Below are 22077 nucleotides of genomic sequence, written 5' to 3'. Positions count from 1 at the left end.
TAATTAAGCCGTCCATTTCTGGGCGGCTGTTTTTTTTAATCACTGATTGACATTCCATCATCATCGGAAACGGATTTGTGAATAGGCATCTTGGCTACCTTTTTTTCATCGTTCTGTTCTATATGTTCATTTCTGTAGCGTTCATTCTGTTTTGATTTTACTTCTATAATCCCGTCCCAGTATTCCTTTCTGTTATCCTTTTTAATTTCCACAGGAATATAAGGTTCTTTGATTCCTGTAACTTTGTCAAACAGACTGAGTTTCTGGCTTCTGTAAAGTCCCAGCTCCTCTGCCCTTTTCATAAAACTTTTGTAACTTCTCCATCAGATTAGCCAACCTTACACAATAATGTAAACAGTATTTACATTAGCCATTGACAATAAATTCAGTATGTTTTATTTTAATTGTAAATACCAATAAATAAAGGAGACTACTATGGATAAATGGGAATATAAAACAATTTCAGCAAATCTTTTACAGGATTCTGAACTCAATAAGTTAGGTCAGCAAGGCTGGGAAATGGCAGGGATGAGTGATTCATCAAATGGTTCTCGAATTGCTGTAATGAAACGAAAACTTCCTTCTTCTCCTACACAAACCGTACAGAGACCTGTGCAAAAAACACAAAAAACATCTGTCGATGATGATTTTGGAATTCCTTTCTAATTCTTTTACTTCTACTGGCAGAAAAGGCGACCGGTTAGGCCGCCTTTATTTTTATCCTAAATCACTTTTCTGTTCGCTTCCATCTATAGAAACTTTACTTGCCTGTTCTTCAGAATTTTCTGATGTCGTGTTGTTACCTTTATTTTTGGCTTTTTCAGCTTCAACAGCTTGTTTTACTTGATTTTGGTTTATTGCAGAAATTACATTATTATTAACCTGCCCGTTTAATCCAGCTTTATTCTGTTGTTCTTGTGTTAATGTTTCGCCACCTTGAATTTGCTTAATGTTTCCAACACCATTATGCAAGCTACTTGCGTTGTGGCTTGAGCTTTCTTTGCCAGTAATAAGCCTTGAAGCATGATCTTTTATGCCGCTGTTCCAGGCACTTACAGTCTGCCTAATGCCAGCACCAGCCGCCATCTTGAACTTAGTACCGAATCCTGCACCTGCTTCTCCTGCACCTTTCCATGCACCAGAAGCCGCCGCTGCACCTTCTGCAATACCGGCATTTGCCCCACGAATAACTGGAGCAGCTTTATTTGCAGCCATTGAAGCACCTCTTTTAGCAAGGGCAGCACCGGCAGCAACCGTTCCGGCAGCGTGTACAAATTCACCCATAGAAAGTTGAGGAGTACCATTGAGCATTGTCATTGCAACCTGTGGAGCATTTTGGGTAAGTATAAATCCAATTAAAATTGTAAACAAAAGGTATGCAAAATTTGCAAGAGAACAAGGATGTCCTGAAGAAATAATTACGCTTGCATTTTTAGCAAACATATTTACAACAAAGAACAAACACATTATGGAAACAGTAATTTTTACAAAGTACGACAGGAAAAGCGTTATCAGTTTTGAGGCATAAGTTTTTGTGCCATCAAACAAAATACAAGGAATGAAAATAACTCCCATGCTCGTAACGATAAAATACTCAAAAATTGTCATAGTATATTGAATTGTTGCAAAAATCATTGCTGCAATTATTCCAATTACTAAAATTAACTGCATAATCCAGTTAGTAAGGGCATTGAAACCACCATCCAGTTTTTTCTCAAGAAAAGTACCTGCGTCAGAATCATATTCCGTTGCTTCCATTCCTTTAATGATATTTGCCCAAAGAACACCTGTTTTAATAATTGAACCGGGAGAAACAAGTATTATTTTTTCTCCTGTTACACCTTTAAGACTTATAAGAGGGTCATAAATATAACTTATTGTGCCATCTTTATTTCTAACAGGAGTTATAACTTCGTCCAGCGATTTCATTAAAACAAAGGCTTCTCGAAAATCTCCGTTTTTTATTTTTTCAAGCATTTCTTTTTGCTGAGCCGTTTCTGCATTTTTATAAATTTCGTTTGTAACATTGGATTCGTCGATTGAACTTCCAACAGCCCTTCCTGCAAAATATCCGCCTATTCCACCAACCAGTCCACCTACTAAAGCACCTACAACAGTACCGACACCGGGAATGACACTTCCAATAGTTGCACCTAAAGCAATTCCCTCTACTGCATACGCACTAGAAACCAATGTTTTATTATTTATCATAGTATCATCAACTGCAATTCCAGAAGATTTGAGTTTATCTTCCAATTCTTTAGTTGAATAACCTGTATTTTTAGCAAGCAGTTTTACAGTTTCTTCACTTAATTTTTTACCATCTTCTCCAACGGACTTATAAAAACTCTGGAGAGCTTCATTTGCTGCTTTTGTTTCTTCTGTTAAGTTTTGATACATTTGGTGTAAGGTTACTTTTGTTGTAAAATAACCGTTTCCTGCATACATACCAAGTTTTGTAGAAAAGTTCATTACAAAACTTGTTATAGAACCATAAGCCAATAAAACACATGTATAAAGCAGGAATTTCATTCCAATGTCTATACAAGCCTTTCTGACCTGTTGAGTTCCGAACCACAATCGAAATACATTCCACAAAACTCCAGTCAAACCAAAAACAACAGCTAAATTACCGGCAACATAAGCAAATGTAGAAAAAGTCCTGATAAAATATTCGATACCATTTAACAATGGCGTATCAAATACAGTGAAATTAGTATTTGCAAGACCGTTAGTCACTCCAGAAAGTGGTCCTGCAAAAGCCTGAGAACTTATTACAAAAAGAGCTGAGGCGATTATAAATAATTTTTTATGTTTCATTTTTTCCCTCTTCTATATTTACAACCAGCTTGGAACAAATCCGGCTTCATCTTCCCATACCTGCTGTCTGCGTTCAATTTCTTTTCTTTTTGCTTCCTGTTCTGCTTCTTTTCTAAGTTTTTCTTCCACTGATTTTTCAGCGTAAGCTGCACCATATTTTTGCAAACTTCCCCACATATTGCTGCACATATTTTTCAAATCTATAGTTGCACCTACAGAAGCCTGAATACCTGCAACAATAGAGTCATCTGCATTTTTCGACAAAGCAAGCAAAGCTTCATTATTTTTTGCGGCTCTTGCAAGCTGTGCATCAATATGTTCACTGCTGCCATTGATGATTAAATCGTTAATTACACTGTTTGCTTGTTCTTCAACTAATTTTACATACGCATAGTTTTCAGGATCTAATCCCCATTTTCTCATAATTGCCTGTTTTTCTCTATAAGTAAGTTTCCCTTCATAACCTTTGGCAATTTCTTCTCCCTGTTGTTTTACATAATCAAGGGCATCAAGTGGCATACCAAGCAAGTTATTCTGACCATATTTCCCTATACCAAAAAGACCTGCCACAGTGTATTTTTTTCCCATGCAAGTTACAGTTTTATTTTCAAGAGTATGCTTAACGTCATTTATGAGATTCATATTCTCATTTATAACGCTTGTTGCATCAGTCAGGTTTGTTCTGAAATTACCAATATTATCCCAAGCTCCTTTCAGGCCACCTTCGCTGGACCATTTATCTTCTGAAAAAGAATCTTTCAGGTTATCCCAGTCCATTGATTTCACTGAGTTTATCTGTGTCTGAAGCTGCTGATAGGTATTTTGTACCTGCTCAATCGTTGTATTTATCATGTCATAGGTAGAATACAACTGCTGAATGGCATTCATAAGATTTGAAATATCAATTACAGGATAATTTGCAAACACACTGCTGCTTCCTGCAAAACTCATGACAGTAAGAACTGCCACAACCTTAAAAGCCTTTGACTTTCTAAAAACATTTCTCATATAATCCTCCGTAAAGTTTATTGCCGTAATGTTACGGCGTTATTTATTTCCTAAATATTTTTTATATTCCGTAATTCCTTTCCGCCTGAAAATTTCTTCAACCAAAGGAACGCCTGTATTTTTTCCATACTCACGCTCAAGGCTGTCAAGCAGGTTGTGGTCAGGTGTAAGCAAAGAAAGCTGGTATTCATCAAGTCCAAGTTCAAACATTCTCGCTCCGTTAGGCGACTTGTAAAAATAATCACGCTTCATTCTTGCCCTAGAAAGAGCTTCAATCTCGTTATCTTCAAGACCGAAGTAGCGGTAATATCCTGCGACAATTTCACTAGAAGCGTTTGTATCTGCAAGATAAATTTTTGTAAGACATTGAGAGATAATTGTAGTTGAAAGGCTTGATTTAACGGCTTTTGCAACTTCCTGTGTAGCAAATACACAGAAAACATGCTTCTTACGAAGAGTAACAAGCCATTCCTCAATTTTTTTTGCAAAGAAAGGATTATCAAGGAATACCCACGCCTCATCAAGAATAAGCAAGGTAGGGTCTCCTGTAGGGTCTCCGTTCGGTTTTGAGTAGACTTTTTCAATGAACCTGAAAATAAAGAAAAGTGCCGGTGTTACAGCCTGTTGTCCCATTTTCATGAGTGTTCCCATTTCAATCATTATCCATTTTGAAAGCGAGAAGTTTGTATTAGCGGCATCAAAGATTCGTCCATACTCACCGTTGATTGTGTAAGGCTGAACTCCAGTTCTGATGTCATTAAGTCCAGTCAAAGGATTCGTATAGTTTACATACTGCTGGAATGTTGTAAGCGTTCTGTCATTTGGCTCTTTTTCATCCCTGATTTGTTTTAATGCAACGGTAATAGCCTCACTCATTGTTGCATCTGTTTTTATTCCCTGCATTTCAAGCAAGAGCTTTATAAACTCTGCTGCCCACGAAATATCAACCTCGCTTTCAAGCTCACGTAATGGCTGGAATGCAACGTCATTTGCACCTGGTTCAACATACATTCCACCTGCTGCCATAGTTACAGAGCGTGAAGTCTTATCTTTATCCAAAAAGATTACGTTTGCACTTCTGTATTTAGTAAACTGATTTGCAAGCAAAGCAAGCAATGTAGATTTACCAGCTCCAGACGGACCGAAAATAAAGCAGTGTCCTACGTCTCCTACATTAAGATTTAAGAAGAACGGAACGCCGCTTGATGTAGTACAGGTCAATAAAGGTGCATAGCAGCCGAATTCTTCTTTAGTCCACTGGTTGTATTTAGTTCCTGACCAGATAGAAGAAAGCGGAATAATCTGGCTCATGTTGCCCGAAGAAATTAAAGGCCTCCTTACATTTGCGTACATATTTCCCGGCTGCATAGAAAGAAACGCCTGAAAAGAGTTTACAGTCTCAATCTTTGCGGTAAAGCCTGTAGAGTTTATAAGGCTTATGATATACCTTGCTTTTTCAATGGCAATTTCATAATTCTTATCCCACACCATAATGCAGGAAGTGTAGTAGCCGAAAGAGTAAATGTCTGTTGCAAGCTCAATTTTTGCAGTATTTGTATCTTCTTCAAAAGCAACAGCAGCAGGGTCTTCTCGCCCTGATTCATAGTTTCCGACAGTTTCTGCAAGAGCTGTTCCCCAAGACTTACGAGAACCATAGAAACGTTTCTGATATTTTTCAATATCTTTTGAACTGTCCGCCTTGCTTCGTCCTATCCAGCGGCTTACCCATCGGTATTCAATCTGACTTGAATTTAAAATTCCGAGCATTGCAGGATATGTCTGCATTGGAAAATCACGGATTGCAACAATCGGAATGTAGGTATCTCCGAGCATAAGCGTATTAGCAATTTTTAGAGTATCATCCGTTATGTAATAGTCCATAAGAGTCGGAATCTTAGGACAGATTACCCTGTGATGTTTTGAACTTACCGAGTTATGACAGAGCGTTACTACTTCATTATTATTAAGCTGCCTGTAAGTAATGCGTCCGTTCAAGTGACTCATTACACCGGCAGTAGTTTCCCTGAACGCCTGAATTTCTTTTTCGCACTGCTCAAGGTTGAAGTAGCCTTCCCCTTCACTTTTATCAACTTTATACAAAAGGTTTTTCGTTTTTGCATAAATCTCGTTTGGAAGTTCCATTGTAATGATAAGAAAATAATGATTTAAAAAATGAGCGTCTTTTTCTTTAAAAAGTTTCTGTCTGTGGCAGTCGATTAAATACCCGGCTTCATCAGTCCAGTCCGTTCCCGGATAATCAGTACACAAAACACGCTCACTTTCAAACTGGCAGCCCCACTCGCTTCCAAGCTGCCTGATTGCCTCGTTAAAGAAGAATGACACGCTGTTGATTGTCTGTGCGGATGACGAGCCTAAGTCAGGACAGATAAAGGAATAAGCCCTCATCAAAGCTCCCGGCTTTAAAAGTATGATTCCCTCATCTTCTTTTCCGACAGGATAAGACCAAGGACAAAAAGAAGACAATTTATTCTTACTTTCCTTATATCCTGTCATGTTGAATTTGTTCAAAAAGTTTATTCCAAGCATCTATCCCTCCAGCTCATCCATTTCAAAAAGACTGTTCAGTGCAATAGTAAGAAGCTGCGGGTCGTTCTTACTGATGATACGGCAAGGCACATACAGGACTACCGCCACCGCCGCAAAGCCCAGGCCGAAAAGATAGACCAAGAGAATTGTTACACAAAATATAAGAGCAACAATTACTTTAGGAACTCCTAAGAGTAAATCAGGCTGCTGCAAACTTTTATGAACCGGTATTGAATAATCCTGTAATGTTGCCATAGAAAATGCTCCTTACTCTTTCATAACTTCATTAAAAGTTGTGTTATCTACTGCCAAGAATTTATTTGTGATTGTTCCAGCGGCCATAAAAATAATTGTTCCAGCAATCCAAGGAACAAATTTCTTGAACATTCCCGGCTCCTGTCTACCTGCCGTAATAAGACCGATACATTCTATGATAAGGGCAATACAGGCAATTCCCTTAACCCAAGGACTTGAAATAAGATTTACAAGAATCGATACTTTTGAATTAAGACCAAAAGTATCTTCTGCAAATGTTGAAGAAATACATACAACAGCAAAAAACAAAAACATAGTAAATTTCTTGTTGTGCATTAAGTTCCTGATTCGTTCCATTTTTCTTTTTCTCCTTATGTAAAAAAGTATTTTCTATACCTATTTACAACTTAAAACTTATGCCAATTTGTTGGCTTTGAGCATTGATATAAAGTCATCCGTTCCGCTTCCGTTAGTTGGCAAAACCTCATCTACATGAGGCCCTTGTTTACCACCTGCCATGTGAACACACAGGTGAATTGTATTACTCAACTTAGGAATTGCACCCGGTATGACTTCCCGAAGCAAATCTTCCATACGCATAAGCATGGAAGCACAACTGTCTGCATGGATTGTTGTAACATTGCCAGTATGACCTGTATTCCATGCCTTTATAAGTTCATTTGCAACTTCTCCATAGCGGACTTCACCAAAGATGATTCTGTCTGGTGTCCATCTTAATGCAGTTCTTACAGCTTCCGCAGCATGAACCGGATTTACAGAAATCATTGTCTTGTCATGTGCGTTGCACTGAAGTTCTGGAACATCCTCAACAATGTAGAATCTGTCATTCGGTGTATACTCCGTCATCTTCTGGATAATTGCATTAGTGAGCGTTGATTTACCGCTTCCTGTACCTCCTCCTATCAGTATATTTTTTCTGTCCTTGATGTAAGAACAGATAAGTTCATATTCTTCCTGTGTCATTCGCCCGGCTTCTACATAGCTTTCAAGCGAAAACACTTCTTTAGGCGGTTTACGGAAAGTTACCTCCGGATTTTCTACCCATGGCGGTAAAAGTCCTGTAATACGTGCATTGTATGGCGGCGGAATAACAGCTTCCAGTTTCGGAATACCACCGATAGGGTCAATCTGTTTATCCAAAAGAGCCGCAGCACTTAAAATTATTCCACGTACCTTTGTTGGTGGAATTTTCTTTCCTGTAAAAACCTTACCTTTTGCAAAAACCTTTATGATAATCTCTCCGCTACCGATTACAAATATGTCAGTAACTTTTGGATCATCAAGATATTCTTTAAGACAGGCAATATCAGAAAGAAAGTTGTTGTTAAGCCTTAGTTTCTTTTCCTTGTCTGCCGCAAAAGTTGAAAATGGTACACTTTCCACTACTTGCCATTCCCTGCTTCTTCCTCAAGCATATCTCCGAAAATCGTCTCAATAAGAGGCTTAATGCTTGCCGCTCTGTGCTTGAAATTTTGCAAGAACGCCTGAACGTCCTTGTTTGCTTTCTGCATACGAAGCCCTACTTCTTCCTGCGGAATCGGCGGTGCAAACAGGAAGAAATACTGATACCATTCAAGGTCGAGTTTTTGCTTTACGTCAAACTCATGCTTTAGCCTTGCAATCTGCCTCTGAACATCAGTCATCTTTGCAATCAAAAGACTTTCATCCATAGTGTCTTTTGTAAGATATAAAGAAACAGCTTTCTGGATTACGGCATTTGAAGAGATTCCTTCATCTTTTGCTTTTTGTGCAAGAAGTTTTCGCATCTCATCGGTGAGCCTTACATGAGTTTCATAAGTTAAAAGAGATGAATCTTTTTCTTTAGCCATAAACTGCCTCTTTTACAACTGTTTCTTTCTCTGCTTCTTCAACTTCTTCGCCTACAGTCTGGTCAAGGTATGTATTCAGTGTATTCAAGATTGCGACATTTTCCGTGCTGCCAAGGTTTTTGTTTCTTGCATAGTTCTTGATTATGTCAGAACACTGGAACAAAGTCTTGAACCAGCCTGTTTTTTGAGGTGTTACACGGAAATAATCTTCTTCCTCATATCTAATAGGAAGAGTTTTTCCAAAATAAATCTGCCAGAACAGAGCCTTTCTGAAATATGCCTGCTGATTTTTCTTAAAGCTCGTTCTGTTAAGTTTTTCCATAATCTCAAACGGAATAGTAATCTGTACCTGCTTGTCCTTGTTAAAAAAGAAGTATGAAAACTCTTTTAAAGAAATCTCATAAGACTTACCCTGCATGGCAAGTGCATATAAAACAGTGATTATAAAATCCACCATGTTTATAAACGAGTTGTTCTGTGCAGTTTCTTTCATAAGCTCAAACTCTTCTTCTGTAAAAGAAAATGTAAGTCTTACTTTTTTCCCAAACCGTTGAATACAGTATTCGCAGGTGTCTATGTATTCCTCATGGCTGTCAAATGAGATTTTTGCTTCATCAAAGCCTTTTACCATTTCCATAAAATACGGCTTTACAGAATTCGTAATTTCTCCTGCATGACGAAACATATACCATTCCATGCCGGTTTTCTTTGAAAGAAAATCTACAATCATTTCTTTATGCTTCTCTGCAATGTAAACATCTTTCTTCAAATTCATAAAAACTCCTGTTGTCTTAGTTTGCCTCAGATGAGAATACATCCGGCGTAAGGGGAACTGTCGTTGGCGGCGGCTCTCCGTCTATCATTTCACCTTGGAACGGCGAAATCTCTTCTATGTCTGCAAATGACTCAAGATAATCAACTATGTTGAAGTTTTCATCTTCGTTGTCATTTACAGTCATATTATTCTGTTTTTGATTTTTATCACTTTCTTCTTTTTCCCTGCCTACAAGTTTTCCTTTGTTAGAAGGAAGTGCTTTGAGTTCACCTTCAAGCCGTTCCATTGTGTTTAGAGGTTCAAAACCAGTTTCCATAGAACGTTTTCTTCTGGTAAAAAGAACTATCCAGCCTTTCTTGCAGTTTCCGCTGTCACGGTATCTGTAGGTTTTCTTTTCCTTATTGTCAGTCCTATAAATCGTGAATTTCAGAGAAGGATAACCTATCGTAATTCCGTTTTTTCCAATAGGCAGCGTAAAAAGCGGATTGAAGTACCACTTGAACCTGAGCCAGTCTTTTTCATCACGCACAGAATAAGCCTTGTTCTTAAACCTTGGGTCATCATAGTAAACGACTTTCTTTGCGATGTATGCGGGCATTCCCTGATTCATAATCAGAGCCTCGCTTGGAGGAAGGTGCATAAGCTCATCAGGATTCATCAAATCTCGTGCAACTTCCTGACTTGAAGCATTCAGATTATTTAATGCAACAGCATAACGGCTTCCGCTTGTTGAAATGCTTTCTTTAGTAACGCTTTCCTTACCGATTGCTTCTGTAAATGCTTTTGCGTCCTCAATCTTTCCCGGTGCGTAAATACAGATTGTTTTACAGTGATCCAAAAAAGGATGATTTTGACCGTAAATGTCTACAAGCTGGTTCAAGCCCTGACAGATAAGGAAGAAGTTGATTCCATAACCTGCCAAGATACCCATAGTTTTAACAAGGAACGGAAAGTTACCAAGAACAGGAAACTCATCGAGCATGAACAAAAGCCTGTTCTTCAATTTTACTTCTCCGTAAGATGTCTCACCGTCAGAAAAACGTCTGAGCATAAAGTTTATAAGCAGTTTGAAAACAGGGGCAATAACATCTACATGAGCAAAAGGAACAACCAAGTAAAGAGAAATAGGTGCATCACTTGTTACAAAGTCATCAAGTTTAAAATCAGAATGACCTGTAGCATGAGCAATAAGCGGATCACTAAAAAGCTGCAACTTAGAGAATACTGTAGAGAACACATCACTTCTTACCTTCGGATTCATCTGAAGCATACGGCCAGCACCAGCTTCAATCAGAGTCTGTAACCAAGGAGCTTCCTGTCCCTGCAATAAGTGCCGTGTTTCAAACATCTCTCCAAACAGCTTGTCACCCGGATTTGACTTCTTCTGTTCCTCTCCTTCCTGTCCTTCTTCTTCGTCTGGCTTTGCAGCAAGAGACATAATTTCAAATACGCCCGGCAGATTTTTCTTGTCTGCATACTCAGGATTATCAGCTGTAAGAATATGAAGGATTGTCGTCTTAATCATATCCTTGGCGTTTTCATTGAAGAACTGGCTGTTTGCATTTTCTCCGCCTTTTGCTTCCTCAAACAGGTTCTGAATTACAAGGTCAACATCACTTACAATTCTGTTATCAAGATGAATTTCTTCCAGCGGATTAAAGCATACAGTATTGCCGTCAGGATTCTTTGGAGCAAACTTTAAAACAACAGAAAACTTTGAGCGGAAACCAGACGTAATGTTGAACAGCTCACCCTTCGGATCAAAGAAGATAATTGACCACGGAAAATTTAATGCGGTCGGTATAACGCTTCCCACGCCTTTTCCGCTTCGGGTCGGTGCAATCATTAAAACATTCGTATTTCCTGCAATACAGATAAGCGGTGCAAGTTTCTTCAGCGACAGCTGGATAGAAGTATTCTTAGGATTTACCTTAGCTCTTACATCTGCCTTCTGGAACTCAGCAAGGACAACACCACGCTTTTCAGAAAGCCCGAACTTCTTGATGTCTTTTTCAGTTCCCCATCTTGAAGTACCGTAAAGGTTGTCATTCTTGTTTAATCCGTAACCTCTTATCGCACTTACAGCAAAGAATACAACTATTGAAATTCCTGCACTCACAAGAAAAGGAAAAAGTGACTGCAATATTACAGATTGAATCAGATTATCAGTAAGTCCTTTCGACATTATATTAAGAAATATCAAGCCCGGATTATAAAACGGATAACCTTTGTCTATAAAAAGAAACTTCCTTGTTGTTACAAAGAACGGTGCGTCAGTATACTTCGGATTATACCCAACAAGTTTTGCATAAGTCTGAGTTGAGATTATAAGACCTATTACGACAATAAGGACAGGAAGAATGAGATTGGATAAATCAAATAAGACCCTACGGTTTCTTTCCGCAGGACGCTTTCTTAAAAATTCATTATTCTGTTTCACAAATCCCTCTAACTAAAACATTTCATTGCCGTAACATTACGGCAATGGTTCTCTGTTTTCCAATTATGCGGGATTATGGAAACTCAAGATTACGACATTATATAATGTTTAACTTTTTTTGTAAATAGCGGATATACAATTCATTTACACCATTTGTTTTATTTTTCAATAGCGTTCCATTTTGAAACATGAACGACTGGACGCATCTTTCCGCCCCTCTCGCTTTTGGAACAGCTTACCTCAGCACCAAGCAGTTTTTCGTTAGGTTCATTATATACAGGAACAAACCATGCTTTTTTTGTTTCCTTATTTTCGATTACTACAGCATTATCCCAAGATTCTTCATAATTCATTTTATAAAGTTTTGTAATTACACCGGTCGCAACTTCGTTATCGTTACCGAAAATCTTTAAGTCTACTCCGTGCGTAAAAAGAAGTTCATTTCTTGCTTTTAGATACGAAGAATACCTTCCTGCTGAATGGAGTTTCTCGCTCCAGTTTTTCTCAAGATTGAAAATGTTTGCCTCACTCTCTTCTCTTTTTGCAAGTCCTATTTTTTCAAGATGACACAACCTCTTGTACATCACATCATTCTGCGAACGGACAGTCACAGGATAATCAGTATCGTTATTGGAAGAACTTATAAAACAGTACTGCTCAATTTCTTTATCAAGTACACAATACCTGTTGGCTTCTGGAAGTTTTCTTTTTGCTGCCTCAATTTCTTGTTCCGTACGCTCACCTTTTAATTCCGTGCAAATCTGCCTTGCCATTTCCCTGATTGTATGTTTGAGCATAGTTCCACGGAAACAGTCAACTTCCTTACCATTCTTATCAATGCCATTTATAAGAAGATGCGCATGAGGATGATTTGTGTTTGTATGAACCGCTGCAAGCCAGAAGAACTTATATCCGGTTATTTTTTCAAGCCGTTTTACAAGAGTCTTAGTCAGAACCTTGCAATCAACTTCAGGATTTTCAGGGGAAATAATGAACTTAAAATGCTTTGAGTCCATATTGTTTTTATAATTTTCTATGAACTCATCATCAACTTCATTTTCAGAAAACAGCTTTGGTTTTACGATGACCTCATTCTTTTTTTCCTGTGTAAGATACTCTTCAAGAAACCTCATGTGTTTGGCAAGTTCTGGCCCGTACCTCATTTTTAGAACACAATTCTGCTGCCTTGTATAAAAACCACTTCCACCACCAGTTCGGAATTTTTCTTTTTCATAATTTTTATCAGATGATGTAAGAAGATACTCCAGAGTTTTATAAAGTTTTCTTGCTTCCCTCATATCATCTTTTTTGTTCAGTTTAAAATATTTAGGTCTGTTATCCCAGCCGTTACCGTCCCTTGCAGTTGTGTTAGCAAAAAATGGACTTTGCTTTATAGTTCGTCTTCTCATCTACATTTCCCCTGATTCATCGCCGTAATGTTACGGCGTTATGCTAAAAAGACACCAACTCTGCCATAACTTAATTTCAAAATAAAACAAAAAAGATTTTTTATCAATAATCAGTAAACACTTCCATTTTAATCTAATTACACTAACATTGCCGTAACATTACGGCGTTATTCAGGTGGGATTAAATGGGATTTCTATGGGATAAATATGGGATTGCAAAAACAATGAAAATCCCACCTTAAAAATCCGCTATAATAAGAAGAAAGTGCTATATCTATTCAAAAAATCCCAGTTCTTTATCTTGCTGAATAGATATAGCACTTAACTATTCATTTGCTCTATTTTTTTACTCAATTTATCGCCGTAACATTACGGCGATGTCAAAAAATGCGTTTCTTGACAAATCATTTCCAGTAGTTATATATTTTTATTGTGAATACATAGAGTAGGTGTTATATCTAATGCTTATTCTTACAGAAAAATCCTCGGTTGCAAACGACTTTGCAATAGCATTAAACGCCCAAAAGTTTGCAGGCTATTTTGCCACAGGCAATACTATAATCACATATTGCCAGGGTCATCTTTTTGAACTTTGTCCACCAGACTTTTATGACCCAAAATACAAAAACTGGAACATCACTGATCTTCCAATAATTCCACAAAAATTTTGTTACTCCAAAACAGCAGCAGCTTCTTCCCAAACAAAAATTGTAATGGAAAAAATCAAAGAACATATCTCCGACAAAATCATCATCGCAACAGATGCTGACCGGGAAGGTGAACTGATTGCACGCATAGTACTTGAACAGGCTCATCTTACAGACCTTTCAAAATGCTACCGTTTTTGGGTTTCAGAAGCTCTTACTCCAGATGTAGTAAAAAAAGGTCTCGAAAATGCAAAGCCACTTTCAGAGTACAATTCACTTTCTTTGCAGGCTTATGCCCGACAGCATGCCGACTGGCTGATTGGAATAAATTTTACAAGATTTGTTTCAACAGGAAACCACGAAATATTTTCTGTAGGCCGTGTACAGACTGCCGTTTTATTTGAAATTGCAAAAAGAAATTACGAAGTTAAAAACTTTATTCCTAAACCTTATAATGAACTTGAAGCAGAAATAAGGGATTCAAACGGAAACATAATCAAGGCACTTCTTGTAAATCCAAAAGACAATAAATGTGCATTTGAATTAAACAGCCAGTATTTGCTTTCTGCAATGAACAAATGTTCCAGCCGCAAAATTGATTTTGCAAAAAGTGATTCTGTTCTGAAAACTTCAAAACCAGAAAAACTTCTGAACATCAACGCACTTGAAAAAGAAGCTTACAAACGGTTTGGATATTCGCCGGAAGAAACGCTCAACATTGCAGAAGAACTTTACAATGAACATAAATGCCTGTCTTATCCAAGAACTCCAAGCAGGGTAATGGGAGATGCAAATGTCGAAATATTCAGGGAAAAATTTGAACTCCTCAAAAATTTCTATCCTGAAATTTCAGGTTTCTGCAATCCAAAACTGATAAATCAGGAAAACAAGCATATCTTTGATTCTTCAAAACTTGAAAGTCACCATGCACTTATTCCGCTTGCAAAACTGCCAGAAAATGCAAATCAGAAACAGAAAAATGTATTTGGTATTGTTATAGAAAGTTTTTTCCGTGTCTGCATGGACGATTATAAATACAATGAAAAGACAATACATTTTTCATGCAACGGCTTTACTTTCAAATCTGTCATCAAAGACACGGTACAGGAAGGCTGGAAGGCTTATGAACGCCGTAACGTTACGGCGATGAATGATACAAAAAAAGAAAACGAAATACAGGAAGTCCGTAATTTCAATGAGAATAACTGTCTTATTACTTCGCTTAAAAAGTTAGATAAAAAGACGACTCCGCCTAAAGAATACTCAATAGATACTCTTTTGACATTCATGGAAAAACCAAAAGGCGACACGGAAGAAAAACTTGTCGGGCTTGGTACACCTGCAACAAGAGCGGATATTGTTCAAAAACTCTTTAAGACTGGCTACATCATTGAGGACAAGAAAAAACTCTACGCTACAAAAAAAGGACTTTGGCTTCTGACTTTTTTATCAAAGGATAAGGAACTGGCAAAAATTGCAAATGTAAATCAGACAACATACTGGGAAAACGAGCTTGCAGTAAATCCTTCTTTGTTCGAGCAGCACATAAAAGAATATGTTGCCGTAAGCATGAAACCGGAAATAAAAGAAGTCTATGTCAAAGAAGGCATCTGCAAATGCCCTGACTGCGGAAAGGACATTCAGAAAGGAAAGTCAAACTGGTACTGCACCGGTTATAAAGAGGGCTGCAAATTCGTTCTCTGGGAAAATGTAGCAGGGGCAAAACTTTCTGAAAAAGACGTAACTGCACTTTGCAGCGGAAAACAGACAGGAATAAAGCACTGCACCAATAAAGCCGGAAAGAAGTTTGACTGCAAGTTTGTACTAAATGAAAAGAAGGAAATCAAATTTGAGTTTATAAATTCTAAAAATAAATAAAACCACCATCGCCGTAATGTTACGGCAATAAGGGAAAAAAGCACAACAAAGAATTTAGGAGATGTCTATGAGCTACTGCCGATACTGCGGAACAGAAATAAATTATACACGTACTGCTAACGGGAAATGGCTTCCGTATGATGTTACTGGAGAACCGCATTTCTGTCAGGAAGATAAACAAAAGCAATCGCATGAATCAGGCTTAAAAGTCTGTGCAAGCTGCGGAAAACCTGTATTCATTATGAAAAAAAAGAAGATTGATTATACAACATTAAATGAACACGTCTGTAAAAAAGGCGATATTACTCGTTATCAGAAATATCTTGAAAAGCAAAGGAGAACAAAAAGATGAGTTTGTTAAAGAAAGTTATAAAAGAAACTGTGAATGTATTATGTGAATGTATTAAACAGCATTTATGAAGTTTTGTATATCTATCCAAAATTCAGATATGAAGAACTTTATGAAATAAAAGAACAGTTAAACTTAAAAAAATAAACAGAACGCCGTAACATTACGGCAATGGAGAAATAAATGGATAATAATTTTCTTTCTGCAATAAAAACTTCCGGTTCAATATCAACAATGAATTATGCCGGATATTCAAAAAGAATACCTCAGATTCAGAAAAAGAATGAAACGCCTGAAAATGCCGTTGCACAAATAATGACTTTATTTTTACCGTTTCTAAAAGAATCTATAAGTGATAATTCTTATAATCAGCTCCAGCAGGAACTGGTAAAACTTTTGAGAGAATATAAAAGCAACTGATTATTGCCATAACATTACGGCGTTAATAATAACCTTTGGAGATATATTTTAATTATGACAAAACTTAGAAATATTTTTAGAAACAGTAAAAACTCTGGAAAATGGGAAGGAACAATAAAACTTTCTTTTGAGATGGAAGAATCTGTTTATCTCCTTGAACTGCTTATTAAAAAAGAAGAAAAAATAGTTGTCTATGATCTAAATGAGTTGAACTGTTTATTTGAAGCAAAATTCAAAAAGGCATATACAGTTGCTCAATATCAGGCAATGTCAAAAGTGTTAATGATTTTAGATGGTATTTCAACTAGCAATATCCATCTTTTTTCAGGCTGTGAATACAAGAACGGAAAAATTGGATTTGAAAAAGGAACTTATTTTAAGTTGTGTAGCTGCCTTATTGAAAGTAAGAGAACTATCCGAGAAAAGGGAAGAATAAAAGAAAAGCCAAAAGCATTACCAACACTACAAAAGATTCTTCCCAAAACAGAAGCTCCAGTCGTATTGCCTCAACAGACAGTAGAACTTAATAAGAATCAAGTTCCTGTTGAAAAGAAAAATGATATTATACCTAGTTCTATTCCAGAACCTAAAGAAATATTGCCTCAAATAAGCAAACTGTCTTCCGACACAGGCGGAATATCAAAGGAAGATTTTAGAAAACAGATACAGGCACGGAGAAATAAATAATATGAGCAGTTATAAACTTTATTACAAATCTTCTGAAATAGAATTCATCATTGAATTTTTTGCTACAAAGAAAGATGCAGAACACTGGAAAGACTTTCTGGCATTCTGCATCCAAGAATTCCCTTTTGAAAATATGTATATTGAACCTGCAACGCCTTAAACCACGGCATTGTTAGAACATTATTCATTAAAAGCTGCTAAATAATTCACATTCATTAACACATAATTTTTACACATTTCAAAACCTCTTTCGATTTTTCCAGCAGGAGGATTTTCTTCTCCTTCTTTGTATAAATATTTTGTAGGACAGTCTTTGTTTAACCCAAACTTCTTGCAAAATGTGCAATCATTGAATTCCGACAAACCAAAAATAAAATCTCCAAGTTCCTTTTTCATAGGACACCTCCTCAAATATTTTATGATTTAAGTATATGAGATAAATTCTGATAAGTAATTAAAGCAGTAATTGAATTTTAAAGTTGTAAATAAATATAATTTGACCGATATAAAAAATATGGAACTTACAGAATTACAAAAACACAAAAAACTCTGGATTGATAAAGCGGTAAAAGGACTTTGCACAAACCGTCAATGTGCAATGGAATTAAATCTTTGTATCGGACATATAAAAGTTCTGAAACGAAGATATAAACAGGAAGGGGATGCGGTATTCATTCACGGAAACACAGGTAGACAGCCAAAGCATACTATGCCTGATTCTGATTTAAAGCGGATTATCGAAATAAAAGAATCCGTAAATCAGAGCGGTAAAAAAATTTTTGATAAAGTAAATTTCACTCAGTTTACAACGATGTTGCATGATTTTTATGGATTTAATTACAGCAGAAACACAATCTCTAACAAACTAAAAAAAGCAGGTTATGTTTCTCCTAAAAAACGAAAGAGCAAAAAGGAAGAAACGGTTCATGAAATTAGACCTGCAAGACCTCGTTTTGGAGAACTCTTGCAAGGGGACGGAACTTCTTTTGATTGGTTTGAAAACGGTAAAATGAATTGTATTCATGTTTTAATTGATGATGCAACAGATATTCCAATTGCAATGTATATGGTCAAAAATGAATGTGCTTTTGGGTATTACGAGATTGTCAGGCAAATGCTTTTGAAATACGGAATACCAGAAGCATTTTACTTGGATGGACTAAGATTATTTTTCAGTGATAAAAAGACCGACATTGAAGAATCAGAAAAGGATAGCCTGACTCAATTTGCTCAGACAATGGAGTTTTCATTCGGAATTGAAATGATAAGAGCATATTCTCCACAGGCTAAGGGAAGGGTGGAAAGATTTAATCAAACCATTCAAAGTGATTTACCTGTTTATTTAAAACTTTATAACATAAACACAGTAGAGGAAGCCAATAACTTTCTGCCTCTGTATTGTCAGATTTATGCCAGAAAATTTGGCCGTGAGCCTAAACAATCTGATACAGCTTTTGTCCCGTTGAATGAAAACCAAAAAATGGACTTAGCAAAATTATTAAGCGTAAAGGTAGAGCGTACTACAGATTCTGGCTGTTCATTCAGCCTAAACAATTACATCTTCATCGCACACGGCACACCCAAACAGAAAATAGAAATACATTTATCAATACAGGATGGAATCTGGGGAATTACTAAAACAGGAAAGCGAATTGAAATAGAACTATTTGATGACGATGAATGTAATCCGCACATGCCGCAGGTTTGGAAGGATTTAATCAACAAATATTTCTTTGAAGATGCAAAGGCAAAGTATCGAGCACCATACAAAAAAGCAATTTAAAGTAAAAAATACAAACATAAAGAATTTACAAAAAGAGAGGGTAATATTTTCAAAAAGACTTGACATTATTCAGGAAAGGACTGATTTTAAGCCGTATGAAAGGACATAATGCATCGCCTTATAATAGAAAATTTTTTAAAAAGATGATTTTTTTATGAATTTTTCAAAAAATGATATTGACCTTTTTTTTTCGTTAGTATATATTACTAAACATCACGCGGGTGTAGCGAAGCTGGTTATCGCGCTGGCCTGTCACGCCGGAGATCACGGGTTCGAGCCCCGTCACTCGCGCTAAGCCTTCCTGCAAGTGGAAGGCTTTGTTTTTAATCGGGCAATAGCGCAGTTGGTAGCGCGCGACGTTCGGGACGTTGAGGTCGCAGGTTCAAATCCTGTTTGCCCGACGATTAAAAAGAAAAAGACGTATCTTTTTGGAGATACGTCTTTTTTTATGCAGAAAATGTGTTTTTCTGTTCCGGGAAACAGCCGTTTGGAAAAATTCCTACAGCGCGTTTACCTGTTCAATAGAAAGTCCCGTACATTCAGCGATAATGTCAACAGCATGAACATCCAGGGCTGCGGCAATGGCATCGATGTTTTCTGCTAATGTTCTTTTATTTTTAGATAAGTTTAATTATTTGGATATGAATGGCGGAGAATATCGTTTTGAAGCTAAGATTGTAGATATCAATACAATGCAAACAATTTCATATCTTTTAATTTATACAGGAAAAAAATTAAAGCCACCTGTAGAAACATTAGAAAAGATAAATTTTAGAAACATTTTTCTCAGCGATTTGTTTTACTTCGCTGACAGTGTGGGGGCTGACATGTCGACTGGAACAGATTTGCCTTCGTGACATGCCACTTTCAATTAGCTCAAGAATGAGCTTCGGATTGATTTTGGCCATAAGCCTCCTTAAAATAAGATTTGAACTTTTATCAAGTTCATAAAAATCTTACTTAAGGTGTTATATTTTAGAAATATTTAATTGGTGCTCTTATTGATATTGGTGGTGCTCTGATGAATATTGATGGTTCATTTTCTGTGAAATAATCAGTATTTTCTGTAAATAATCGTGAATATTATATTCAATTAGGTTCTATAGAGTCAAAAAACACTGGTGAAAACTATTATGCAATATTTGTAGTTGAATAGTAAAATTCATTACTTAAAAGTATTATTTTGTTGGAGGTCTATATGAAAACTTTAAAAAAATCTGTTTTGATTCTTGCTGCAGCTCTTTGTTCCGGTGCTTTCTGCCAGTCGCTTAAGGGGAAAGATCAGGTAATGAATACCGGCACGCCTGAAGTTATTGACTACAAGGGAAAGGCTCTTGGTTCTGAAATTCCTGCATGGGTAAAGGCTGTTAGTGACGGAGCTGTACGAAAGGTTTATAAATCGCTTGAACTTGATATGAATGAGGATAAAATTTTTGTTCTTTATAATACAGGAAACGATCTTGATTTTCTAAAGACATGGACAGATCAGGTTGATGCCCGCGCATAAGTTGCTTCTGCAATCGAACAGACTGTTGCGCAGACTGTTGAATCTGAATTAAAGGCTGTTCAGGCAGATACACAGAAAAAGGAGAGGACTGCAAAGATTTATTCTGCAAGCATGACAAACCTTACGCTTAACGGTCTTATGAAAGAGGCTGATTACTGGATAAAAACGCGTACTTCTAAAACTGACGTAAAGACTCCGGAAAAATTTTCTGACTATGATATTGAATACACCTATTATGTTGTGTTCAGCATCAGCAAAACGAATTTTGAACGTCAGGTAAGTGCGGCAATGGATGATGTTCCGGATAATGATGACCAGACAAAATTCCTTAAGGAAGTTCTTACTACAAAACTTAAGGATTCTATCATTACAAATAAAAATCCTGTTGTAGTTGACTTTCTTACGGCTGTAGAATACACACAGCCTTTTTATGATAAAAAAAAGAAACTTACTATATTACTGCATATATTAACAGGGAAATTGGAATACAGAATATTGAGGCAGAAGCGGTACGTCTTAAGACAAAATACGAATCTTTTCTGGATCTTGCGTCATCGGCAGAACAGCCTGTAACTAAATTCCAGTATCTTTTAAAAGTAAAAGCCGCAGGGGAAGAACTGCTTTCTGCACTGTATACTGAAGTTCTGTTTGATTCTTCCAGAAAAAAATCTTATAAAGAAGCCGTTTATGAAATAACCAGGAATTCTGAAATTGAAAAAGCGGCTTCCGTTAAAATATCAGTCTATGTGGTTTCGGACGGAGATTGCGAGGAAATAATAACAAATGCCGTTACGTCTGTTTTTCAGTCTTTCGGCTATATTCCGCAGTATGAGCGGAATAAAAATGTTTCTGCGCTTCTTAGAATTCAGGTGATAAACAATGAAAAGCAGTCGGACGAGTTGTGTTCGATTATGCCGGAAGTGTCGGTTCATCTTGCTGATTTGAATGAAGCTGAAATTTTCTATTCATATAATAAAGCCTATAAAAAAACGTCGAATTTTTCACTTGTACAGGCTCAAAAGAAGGCATTTTCCAAAATTGCAGAGGAACTAAGAACGGAGCTTCCCGAAGATTATCAGAATAAAATGCTGAGTTTTTAATTACCCTCGCAGTAACGGCTGTGTGCTTTGCGAGGGTAATCGTTCTTTCTGCGGCAAAAGCGCTATTCCCCTAAAATGTGATGGGCTATGAAAAAGCTTGATATTTCAATAAGCGCAAGCATGATTGCGTATACTTTAAGGCTCAGTCTGGAATTTTCATCGACCGGCAGGATATTTTTCCAGAAAAAAGTTTTTTCTTCTTTTAAGCATACATGCATTATTATAGAAAAGAACAGCTGCATTATGATTGACTGCACAAGAAAAAACTGTTCTTCCGGTTCTATGCCGGTTATGATTTCCATTGACGTGTATGCAGACAGTGCTACAAGCGAATACACCGAACAGTTCCATACCGACTGTGTAAAGCCGTTTTTTCCGCCGAACAGTGCCGCCGTTCCGGTTGAAAACAGTGCAAACAGAAAATACGTTGTATAAAGCAGTGCCGTAACGATAAAAAAAATGCTCCATCCGCGGCTGTCTTCCGTAATGATGTACATAAATGTAGAAATGTTTACGTTGAACATTTCCAGCACGGAAAGCATATTAACGATAAAAAAAATAATTCCTGCAATCCTGAAGATAAGGGCGGTATTTTTTTTCAT

24 protein-coding genes and 2 tRNA genes are annotated in these 22077 nt (G+C 36.9%); 13 read left to right on the top strand and 13 right to left on the bottom strand.

The window, feature by feature from the left end:
- Positions 1-35 precede the first annotated feature (35 nt).
- Positions 36-302, bottom strand: a complete 267-nt coding sequence (locus B5D55_RS02445) for a hypothetical protein (protein WP_078932406.1) — start codon at positions 300-302, stop codon at positions 36-38.
- 133 nt (positions 303-435) lie between these two features.
- On the opposite strand from B5D55_RS02445, the gene B5D55_RS02440 reads away from it, so the two are divergent.
- On the top strand, positions 436-666 hold the full coding sequence (locus B5D55_RS02440) for a DUF4177 domain-containing protein (protein ID WP_078932405.1): 231 nt from the start codon (positions 436-438) through the stop codon (positions 664-666).
- A gap of 51 nt (positions 667-717) precedes the next feature.
- On the opposite strand, the gene B5D55_RS02435 is transcribed toward B5D55_RS02440, so the two are convergent.
- The 10 genes from B5D55_RS02435 to B5D55_RS02390 all read right to left on the bottom strand — a co-directional run bounded on the left by B5D55_RS02435 (position 718) and on the right by B5D55_RS02390 (position 13104).
- Positions 718-2820, bottom strand: coding sequence for a type IV secretion system protein (locus B5D55_RS02435; RefSeq protein ID WP_078932404.1), 2103 nt, complete (start codon positions 2818-2820; stop codon positions 718-720).
- A gap of 18 nt (positions 2821-2838) precedes the next feature.
- On the bottom strand, positions 2839-3828 hold the full coding sequence (locus B5D55_RS02430) for a TrbJ/VirB5 family protein (protein WP_078932403.1): 990 nt from the start codon (positions 3826-3828) through the stop codon (positions 2839-2841).
- A 39-nt stretch (positions 3829-3867) separates the two neighbouring features.
- Positions 3868-6375: a VirB4 family type IV secretion/conjugal transfer ATPase gene (locus B5D55_RS02425; protein ID WP_078932402.1), complete on the bottom strand. Its 2508-nt coding sequence runs from the start codon at positions 6373-6375 to the stop codon at positions 3868-3870.
- Complete coding sequence (locus B5D55_RS02420; protein ID WP_078932401.1) at positions 6376-6630, bottom strand: VirB3 family type IV secretion system protein; 255 nt, start codon at positions 6628-6630, stop codon at positions 6376-6378.
- A 12-nt stretch (positions 6631-6642) separates the two neighbouring features.
- Positions 6643-6987: a TrbC/VirB2 family protein gene (locus tag B5D55_RS02415; protein ID WP_078932400.1), complete on the bottom strand. Its 345-nt coding sequence runs from the start codon at positions 6985-6987 to the stop codon at positions 6643-6645.
- Between the two features lie 57 nt (positions 6988-7044).
- Positions 7045-8034, bottom strand: a complete 990-nt coding sequence (locus B5D55_RS02410) for an ATPase, T2SS/T4P/T4SS family (protein ID WP_078932399.1) — start codon at positions 8032-8034, stop codon at positions 7045-7047.
- Entirely contained in the window at positions 8034-8480 is a 447-nt protein-coding gene (locus tag B5D55_RS02405; protein ID WP_078932398.1) for a ribbon-helix-helix domain-containing protein, read from the bottom strand. The genes B5D55_RS02410 and B5D55_RS02405 overlap by 1 nt, the downstream gene beginning before the upstream one ends.
- Entirely contained in the window at positions 8473-9255 is a 783-nt protein-coding gene (locus B5D55_RS02400) for a hypothetical protein (protein WP_078932397.1), read from the bottom strand. Before B5D55_RS02400 ends, B5D55_RS02405 begins: the two co-directional genes overlap by 8 nt.
- A gap of 16 nt (positions 9256-9271) precedes the next feature.
- Positions 9272-11695 (bottom strand): type IV secretory system conjugative DNA transfer family protein, encoded by a 2424-nt coding sequence (locus tag B5D55_RS02395; RefSeq protein ID WP_078932396.1) that lies wholly within the window; start codon positions 11693-11695, stop codon positions 9272-9274.
- A gap of 158 nt (positions 11696-11853) precedes the next feature.
- Entirely contained in the window at positions 11854-13104 is a 1251-nt protein-coding gene (locus tag B5D55_RS02390; protein ID WP_078932395.1) for a relaxase/mobilization nuclease domain-containing protein, read from the bottom strand.
- A 461-nt stretch (positions 13105-13565) separates the two neighbouring features.
- Between B5D55_RS02390 and B5D55_RS02385 the strand changes: the two genes are divergently transcribed.
- From B5D55_RS02385 to B5D55_RS11545, 5 genes are all read left to right on the top strand, one after another.
- Positions 13566-15629: a type IA DNA topoisomerase gene (locus B5D55_RS02385; RefSeq protein ID WP_078932394.1), complete on the top strand. Its 2064-nt coding sequence runs from the start codon at positions 13566-13568 to the stop codon at positions 15627-15629.
- 67 nt (positions 15630-15696) lie between these two features.
- A complete protein-coding gene (locus B5D55_RS02380; RefSeq protein ID WP_078932393.1) occupies positions 15697-15981 on the top strand; it encodes a hypothetical protein in 285 nt (94 codons plus the stop codon).
- 180 nt (positions 15982-16161) lie between these two features.
- Positions 16162-16398 carry a hypothetical protein gene (locus tag B5D55_RS02375; RefSeq protein ID WP_078932392.1) on the top strand — a complete coding sequence of 79 codons (237 nt, stop codon included), beginning with the start codon at positions 16162-16164 and terminating at the stop codon, positions 16396-16398.
- Positions 16399-16452: 54 nt separating this feature from the next.
- Positions 16453-17085 carry a hypothetical protein gene (locus B5D55_RS02370; RefSeq protein ID WP_078932391.1) on the top strand — a complete coding sequence of 211 codons (633 nt, stop codon included), beginning with the start codon at positions 16453-16455 and terminating at the stop codon, positions 17083-17085.
- A gap of 1 nt (position 17086) precedes the next feature.
- The gene (locus B5D55_RS11545) at positions 17087-17245 is read left to right on the top strand and encodes a hypothetical protein (protein ID WP_159446133.1); all 159 of its coding nucleotides are present in this window, start codon (positions 17087-17089) and stop codon (positions 17243-17245) included.
- A gap of 20 nt (positions 17246-17265) precedes the next feature.
- Here the strand turns inward: B5D55_RS11545 and B5D55_RS02365 are convergent, their stop codons facing one another.
- On the bottom strand, positions 17266-17481 hold the full coding sequence (locus B5D55_RS02365) for a hypothetical protein (RefSeq protein ID WP_078932390.1): 216 nt from the start codon (positions 17479-17481) through the stop codon (positions 17266-17268).
- A 118-nt stretch (positions 17482-17599) separates the two neighbouring features.
- Here B5D55_RS02365 and B5D55_RS02360 point away from each other — a divergent pair, with 118 nt between their 5' ends.
- The 7 genes from B5D55_RS02360 to B5D55_RS02330 all read left to right on the top strand — a co-directional run bounded on the left by B5D55_RS02360 (position 17600) and on the right by B5D55_RS02330 (position 21475).
- Positions 17600-18868 (top strand): ISNCY family transposase, encoded by a 1269-nt coding sequence (locus B5D55_RS02360; protein ID WP_143593148.1) that lies wholly within the window; start codon positions 17600-17602, stop codon positions 18866-18868.
- A gap of 217 nt (positions 18869-19085) precedes the next feature.
- Positions 19086-19159 (top strand) — tRNA-Asp (locus B5D55_RS02355).
- Between the two features lie 37 nt (positions 19160-19196).
- Positions 19197-19269 (top strand) — tRNA-Pro (locus B5D55_RS02350).
- Positions 19270-19449: 180 nt separating this feature from the next.
- Complete coding sequence (locus B5D55_RS02345; protein ID WP_143593146.1) at positions 19450-19725, top strand: hypothetical protein; 276 nt, start codon at positions 19450-19452, stop codon at positions 19723-19725.
- A 341-nt stretch (positions 19726-20066) separates the two neighbouring features.
- Positions 20067-20375 (top strand): hypothetical protein, encoded by a 309-nt coding sequence (locus B5D55_RS02340; RefSeq protein WP_078932387.1) that lies wholly within the window; start codon positions 20067-20069, stop codon positions 20373-20375.
- A gap of 111 nt (positions 20376-20486) precedes the next feature.
- Positions 20487-20948, top strand: a complete 462-nt coding sequence (locus B5D55_RS02335) for a hypothetical protein (RefSeq protein WP_078932386.1) — start codon at positions 20487-20489, stop codon at positions 20946-20948.
- Positions 20949-21121: 173 nt separating this feature from the next.
- Positions 21122-21475 carry a hypothetical protein gene (locus B5D55_RS02330; protein ID WP_078932385.1) on the top strand — a complete coding sequence of 118 codons (354 nt, stop codon included), beginning with the start codon at positions 21122-21124 and terminating at the stop codon, positions 21473-21475.
- Between the two features lie 62 nt (positions 21476-21537).
- Here the strand turns inward: B5D55_RS02330 and B5D55_RS02325 are convergent, their stop codons facing one another.
- On the bottom strand, positions 21538-22077 hold the full coding sequence (locus tag B5D55_RS02325; protein WP_078932384.1) for a hypothetical protein: 540 nt from the start codon (positions 22075-22077) through the stop codon (positions 21538-21540).

This window comes from Treponema porcinum, assembly GCF_900167145.1.
In the GTDB taxonomy this organism is placed as follows: Bacteria; Spirochaetota; Spirochaetia; order Treponematales; family Treponemataceae; genus Treponema_D; species Treponema_D porcinum.
This window is presented reverse-complemented; position numbering and strand designations above follow the sequence as displayed.